Annotated in this window: 10 protein-coding genes and 1 riboswitch; of the genes, 1 reads left to right on the top strand and 9 read right to left on the bottom strand. The window is 29.5% G+C overall.

Annotation, left to right across the window (positions count from 1 at the left end):
• Nucleotide 1 precedes the first annotated feature (1 nt).
• The 8 genes from AC1XJX_RS13380 to AC1XJX_RS13345 all read right to left on the bottom strand — a co-directional run bounded on the left by AC1XJX_RS13380 (nt 2) and on the right by AC1XJX_RS13345 (nt 4207).
• Nucleotides 2-265, bottom strand: a complete 264-nt coding sequence (locus tag AC1XJX_RS13380) for a hypothetical protein (RefSeq protein ID WP_482004493.1) — start codon at nt 263-265, stop codon at nt 2-4.
• Nucleotides 266-645: 380 nt separating this feature from the next.
• Complete coding sequence (locus tag AC1XJX_RS13375; RefSeq protein WP_482004492.1) at nt 646-1206, bottom strand: hypothetical protein; 561 nt, start codon at nt 1204-1206, stop codon at nt 646-648.
• An 84-nt stretch (nt 1207-1290) separates the two neighbouring features.
• The gene (locus AC1XJX_RS13370) at nt 1291-2040 is read right to left on the bottom strand and encodes an N-formylglutamate amidohydrolase (RefSeq protein ID WP_482004491.1); all 750 of its coding nucleotides are present in this window, start codon (nt 2038-2040) and stop codon (nt 1291-1293) included.
• An 8-nt stretch (nt 2041-2048) separates the two neighbouring features.
• Nucleotides 2049-2447: a hypothetical protein gene (locus tag AC1XJX_RS13365; RefSeq protein ID WP_482004490.1), complete on the bottom strand. Its 399-nt coding sequence runs from the start codon at nt 2445-2447 to the stop codon at nt 2049-2051.
• A gap of 4 nt (nt 2448-2451) precedes the next feature.
• A complete protein-coding gene (locus AC1XJX_RS13360; RefSeq protein ID WP_482004489.1) occupies nt 2452-2895 on the bottom strand; it encodes a hypothetical protein in 444 nt (147 codons plus the stop codon).
• A complete protein-coding gene (locus AC1XJX_RS13355) occupies nt 2885-3553 on the bottom strand; it encodes a hypothetical protein (RefSeq protein WP_482004488.1) in 669 nt (222 codons plus the stop codon). The genes AC1XJX_RS13360 and AC1XJX_RS13355 overlap by 11 nt, the downstream gene beginning before the upstream one ends.
• Before the next feature lies 1 nt (nt 3554).
• Nucleotides 3555-3851: a hypothetical protein gene (locus tag AC1XJX_RS13350; protein ID WP_482004487.1), complete on the bottom strand. Its 297-nt coding sequence runs from the start codon at nt 3849-3851 to the stop codon at nt 3555-3557.
• Nucleotides 3852-3853: 2 nt separating this feature from the next.
• Complete coding sequence (locus AC1XJX_RS13345) at nt 3854-4207, bottom strand: hypothetical protein (RefSeq protein ID WP_482004486.1); 354 nt, start codon at nt 4205-4207, stop codon at nt 3854-3856.
• A 61-nt stretch (nt 4208-4268) separates the two neighbouring features.
• Nucleotides 4269-4362, bottom strand: a riboswitch (SAM-I-IV-variant riboswitch).
• A gap of 95 nt (nt 4363-4457) precedes the next feature.
• Here AC1XJX_RS13345 and AC1XJX_RS13340 point away from each other — a divergent pair.
• The gene (locus AC1XJX_RS13340; protein WP_482004485.1) at nt 4458-4880 is read left to right on the top strand and encodes a hypothetical protein; all 423 of its coding nucleotides are present in this window, start codon (nt 4458-4460) and stop codon (nt 4878-4880) included.
• Here the strand turns inward: AC1XJX_RS13340 and AC1XJX_RS13335 are convergent.
• Nucleotides 4870-5157, bottom strand: a complete 288-nt coding sequence (locus tag AC1XJX_RS13335) for a hypothetical protein (RefSeq protein ID WP_482004484.1) — start codon at nt 5155-5157, stop codon at nt 4870-4872. The genes AC1XJX_RS13340 and AC1XJX_RS13335 overlap by 11 nt on opposite strands.
• Between the last annotated feature and the right edge of the window lie 340 nt (nt 5158-5497).

The raw sequence follows: 5497 nt of genomic DNA, 5'->3' as shown, positions 1-5497 counted from the left end.
ATTAACTAAATACTCTCTTAGCAAAAGTCCAATTTAGTTTGAAGACGTACATTTGTTCAAATTCTTTAGAACTTAATCGTCTTCTCTTTCTGAATAACTCATCCAATATGGAATGATGAATTAACCTGGTTGGGGAACCTGTTTTAGAAGTTGTGAATTTTGTTTTAGATGAATCAATATTCTTAATTCTCTTTTTGTAGGTTGCTAAAGATATTGGGTATAGTTCTAATATCTCTTTTTTGGTATTCCATTCTTTTGTTTGCATAGTAGATCTATCTCTATTAATTAAAGTTTAATTAAAGAGAATTAGTCCTCTGATATAACAGAATCAAGAAATTAGATAATTATTTGGGAATTATATAACCACTTTGTTTTTGACTAACATCAACAGAGTAATTCTCTTTTTTAATAAATAGATAAATGATTTTGAAAAGTCAAATGGTAATATGAAAATTATTTATCATCTGCAGGAATTATTTTAAATTTGTAGATATTTCGTAATTTTTTTGAAGTTCTTACTGATAAAATATATCGACATAAATTTATTGATGATTACATTTGTCTAGTCTTTTAGGAAAGCAACAAACTTTTCACTTAATGGATTTTAAACTAAAAAAAGGAATTAATATTTTCAATCAAAATATTTTAATCTATGGTGTTGTCAATTAATTGAATAGCTTCCATAAAATCAACTCCCTTTACTTCTTCAAAAAAATCTATTTCACTCTCATGAGGAAGGAAATCGGAAATGATGCGTACAATAAAATCTTGTGGTTTTTTTAAAAACATAAAGGTGTAATCTTCCATGTTAATTATGGTTTGTTCCGCCAAATCGGTTGTTCTTACAAATTTATCCGAAGTAAGTGAAGCTAAACTCGGAAGTTTTGTTTTAGACTCAGAAATAATTGATGCACCATTTTCAAATAAACCTCCTTCGTATCCATACAAGGACGAATTTGTTATTTCAATCGGTTTTCCAAAACCTAAAGGTACGGGTAATTCACTTTCTTTACCAACAATAGCAGCAAATCCCATTAAAACACAAACATCGTTTTGGGGTAATTGCATCAATGCTTTAGCGGTACTTTCTCGTCCAATACCAGAAATGACAACTTCATACTCATGTTTTAAATTTGAAATACGCGACAAGGCAGTCTGAATTTTGACTTGTTCTATTTCCATCGGGGCAAGGATGAGGACTTTCATTATTTTAATTGATTTTAAAGGTTCATTAAATTTTAAAAATAGGATTTAAAAAACGAAATACAACTATTGTATTTAATATTTGATTTATTTGTTGCTTTCAATTTTAATCATTTCAATAAATCCAGCTATGATTTTTTTTGTTTCATTATAACGCTCAGATTTCTCATTTGTGGGCTCATTGAGATATAATTTTCTATTCACTTCGAGCATAATTGAATGAACCTTATCGTTTTTTTGATAATGTACTAAAGGAACAATGGTTCCTTTATAGGGGCAATCAACACCAATGGAATAGCCACTTTGTTCAAAATATGCTATGGAAGCATCTATCAATTTTTGAGGCGTGTGATACTTATCAATTCCAATGTTAAAGTCTGGCCTTTCTGATGTTTGGTCCAAGTCCCTGAGTAATGGTTTGGATGGATAGGAATGACAATCTATAATTAAACAACTTCCGTCATTAATTAATTGCTTATCGACTTCTTCAAGGAATTTGTTGTGGTGTTTCCAATAAAAATCTGTAATGATTCTTGAACGTAAATCAGGGGAAACTTTTCTGAGTAAACTTCCATCATCAAAACTTTCGTATAATACTCCCATGCCAACTTTTGACATGATTTCATCATCATCATTCTCAAAACGTTCCACATCACAGAAAATTCTCGAAAAAGGTGCTTTAACCATACTATCTGATTCAGAATAAAACAACTCATCAGTATACCAATCGGTGAGTGTAATAAGCTCATTTTGGATTTTATCAGCATCTTGTATATAACCCTCTAAAAGAGGAATATTTACAGAAGCGTGAGGGATGTGCAGGATTAATTTTTTCATAATTAAATTTAGCTACTATAATTAATTTCAAGGTGATACACATCCGAATTATTCCTTCGGATGTTTGGGATATAAAAACCTCCCGGTTCAGGAATTTCTTCTACCATATCAAACACAGTACAGTCTTTTGGCAAACCTTTAAAAATAAGCGTGCAAACTGTTTCTCCTGTTCTACAAAAAGTCCATTCCGGATAAAAGCTTATATTCTCGGCATGCACAAGGTTTACTTTATCTCCTTTAGTATGTGGAATTAGATAGGTTGATTTCCATATACGAATCGTTGAAAATGCATCAAATTTGAGATGTAAATGAATAATTACTTGCGACTCTTCTTCTGCAAGAGTATCTACCGCATTTTTTAATTCTGGTGCTATTTTTACTTCGTGTGGTTCTATAATAATTTCCATGTTTTTAAATGTAATGATTACTATTCATCCCTAGTATTTTACCATCTTGCGAAATTAGAGTTCCTCCACTTGGTATTTCGGGGCTAAATTTTATTTCATCTTCCTCAAAAAAATAAGCGGAATCTTCGGCCTCTACTAAACAAATTTTAACAGGTTTTTTTGTTTGTTCCTCAATTTGATTTTTAACCCAACTGCTTCGTTCAATCAAAACATCATGAAGTTCACCTTTGAAATTGCTATGATATTCCTCTAATGAAAATGCATCAATTCCATTAATATGAATACCTGGATAATTGTCAAAGTCATTGTTTTTATTAAAATGAATGGGAATTTGCATATAAATTGCATGTCCTGATTTATAAATAATGTATGGAAATTTACCATAGCCTTGCAAAAAGGAGCGTCTTTCAAACATGCCTTCATCTAAATTTTGAATATTATTTTTCATTGTTTTTATTTTTATAGTTTACTAATAAATTCCTTAAATCCTCGTTAGTCTCTACTCCTACTAACCTTTCTTTAATTGATTCAGCGAATTCTTTTGTTATCTTTTTTCCTAAATAGGTTTTTGATGGAATAAATTCAATTATATCGTTTTCATAAATTAATCCCATTTTATAGCATAGAATTAAAAGTATTTTTTCAATATAATCGGGGTTTTTTGATAAACTTTGGTCATATCCTTCAATAATTGATCTGATAAATACCTGAAGTACATAATCATATCGCTCTTGATAATTTGCAATAAAATAATCCAAATCCCCTTTGTGGGTTTTTATAAAAACAGCAAACACATTGCTCCATTGATGGTAACTTATGTAAATATCGGTTACCACAGTTATATCATGTTGAATTGAAATTTCGTTAAAGCGATGTTCTAGTGTTCCTAGTTTTACCGTTTTTGGAAAGTAGAGTTTATCCATGCCGCCCATCCATTCAGGCAATGCATCATAGGAGGAAATATAAAAATGATTGGGAATGATTGCTGTGGCATAATTATCTAGCATATTATCCAGCGATTGGTCTTCGGGAAGTTTTTCAATACTGGCTTTCCCTTTCCCAATAATCATTAGCGACCCACCATAACGTGACATTAAGTATTGCATCTTATTCGGTTTTAGGATTAGTACTATATTGCCACTTCTCACCAATTAATACAATCTTTCCGGTCAAACGGATGATACTATTTTCTTCTACTTTAATGGGTGATTTCCCAAAAGCAGTTTTAAAAGCGTTGTATAGTGCCACCAACATTTGGGCTTGCGCATGGACGCCAACAATACCCACTTCTACGGTTCTGTTATAGCGGGCTACTAATTCTTGTTTAGAACATTGTTTAAATTCTATTAGTAACTCCATTATCTTTTCTTTGTCGCCTGAGCGTTGAATAAATAAATACGCCATAGTTATGAGATTAAAGTTAAGCTCAAAACTTCCTCTAACACAAAAGAAATTGGGTAGTGCAGCAATAGAACTTTTTTGTACAATGTACCCACACCAAATGAACTATTAGACCCATTTAAGCTATAGGCAGCTCCTGCAAATTGTAGTGCATCATCGAAATACAATAACACAAAGGGAGAAACTTTAGTTAGCTCCAAAACAGTGTTAATTTGTTGATGTTCAATTTCAAGAAATAATGGCAAAGTGCCCTCTTGAAGTTCATGCACTTTTACAAAAGTGTCAGTTGTTTTTTTAACCGTAGCCGCTAGTTGAATTGTGGCTTGGTTTTTCAAAGTAATTTGCAATGAATTTTTCATACAAATAAAGATTTAGTTAAACAATCGTTATTTGTATTCCGATAAATAAGGTGTCTGGGTAAACTAACGTTTATTTTGACTAGACAGTCCGTATTGTTTTACCACCGTGGTGTCTTCACTCGGTTGGTACCCTTAATGGGTTCGAAATACTTTGCAAATATATAAAATAATAATTATTAAAGTTAATTAATTTATGTTTTGACTGTATTTGACAATAATATTTTAGAATTTTGTAATAAAATTATTCATTATGCAATTAAAAGAACTTATTTTAGAAACATTGAAAAGGGGAGGCAAACTAAAATCAAGGAAAATTCTGTTAAAATTGAATCTTCTAGAACCAAATAATATTTATTCCGTTAAAGACATAAATAAAACTATTTATCATGAACTTAAAAACATTGTTTTTTTTGATAAATCTACTTACAAATACTATATGTTAGAAAACAATAAAATTAGTTTGGATTTTTCAAAAGCTGAAATGATTATGTATTCATTACAAAAAAGTAACCATTCAATCTCTTTAATTGATATTTCAAATTATATAAAATTGAAATATAACAAAATCATTAAGATTGATGAGATTCAAGAAATAATATTAGTTGAACTATCTGGAAATGTTGGCTTTGATAATTCTAATCCTCCATCTATAAAATATTTTATTATTGAATAGTTAATATATAATTTGATGAATAAAATAATTGACGTATGGATGGTGAAAGACCTTGTTCTAATAATTTTCCTATTTCATTAAAAACAGACGAGTATTTTATTCCCTTTTGGTTTGCTATTATCCCAATTTTATTAAATCCAACTACAATATTTTCATTTTTATTAACAAATCCATTGTATTTTGAGTTAATATAATTATAACTAATTAATATTAATTCGTTGTATTCGTTATTATAGCTATCTAAAATTTCAGGATGGATAACTCTAATTGAATTCAATAAATTTTTATTAAACTCAATTAAACTTGATGATATTTCTTTTTTTTGTTGAATTAAGGAGATTATATTTGAGATTCTTTCTTTTTCAATTGTACTTAAAGAATCATATAAATTGGAATTTATATGGGTTTATGAAATTTCCAAATTTATTTTAAAACAATTCTTAATATATCATTTTAACTTTCATCACAAGAGAAATTACATGTACGCCGAAAAAAATTTAATGTTTTTAAAAATGTATTTTTATACTGAATAATAGTAAAGGTGTACTTGAATACAGGCAGAATCAGTATAGGATAAATAATAAAAACATTTCTGACCCTAGAGGCGCCAGTATCTC

This window comes from Flaviramulus sp., from assembly GCF_982512915.1.
The sequence above is the reverse complement of the archived record's forward strand: the minus strand, read 5'-3'. Positions and strand labels throughout refer to the sequence as shown.

Bases quoted from the DNA above. Each gene is read 5' to 3' on its own strand.
- AC1XJX_RS13345 (WP_482004486.1), bottom strand. From the start codon at position 4,207: ATGAAAAATTCATTGCAAATTACTTTGAAAAACCAAGCCACAATTCAA.
- AC1XJX_RS13350 (WP_482004487.1), bottom strand. From the start codon at position 3,851: ATGGCGTATTTATTTATTCAACGCTCAGGCGACAAAGAAAAGATAATG.
- AC1XJX_RS13365 (WP_482004490.1), bottom strand. From the start codon at position 2,447: ATGGAAATTATTATAGAACCACACGAAGTAAAAATAGCACCAGAATTA.
- AC1XJX_RS13375 (WP_482004492.1), bottom strand. From the start codon at position 1,206: ATGAAAGTCCTCATCCTTGCCCCGATGGAAATAGAACAAGTCAAAATT.
- AC1XJX_RS13360 (WP_482004489.1), bottom strand. From the start codon at position 2,895: ATGAAAAATAATATTCAAAATTTAGATGAAGGCATGTTTGAAAGACGC.
- AC1XJX_RS13370 (WP_482004491.1), bottom strand. From the start codon at position 2,040: ATGAAAAAATTAATCCTGCACATCCCTCACGCTTCTGTAAATATTCCT.
- AC1XJX_RS13355 (WP_482004488.1), bottom strand. From the start codon at position 3,553: ATGCAATACTTAATGTCACGTTATGGTGGGTCGCTAATGATTATTGGG.
- AC1XJX_RS13380 (WP_482004493.1), bottom strand. From the start codon at position 265: ATGCAAACAAAAGAATGGAATACCAAAAAAGAGATATTAGAACTATAC.
- AC1XJX_RS13340 (WP_482004485.1), top strand. From the start codon at position 4,458: ATGCAATTAAAAGAACTTATTTTAGAAACATTGAAAAGGGGAGGCAAA.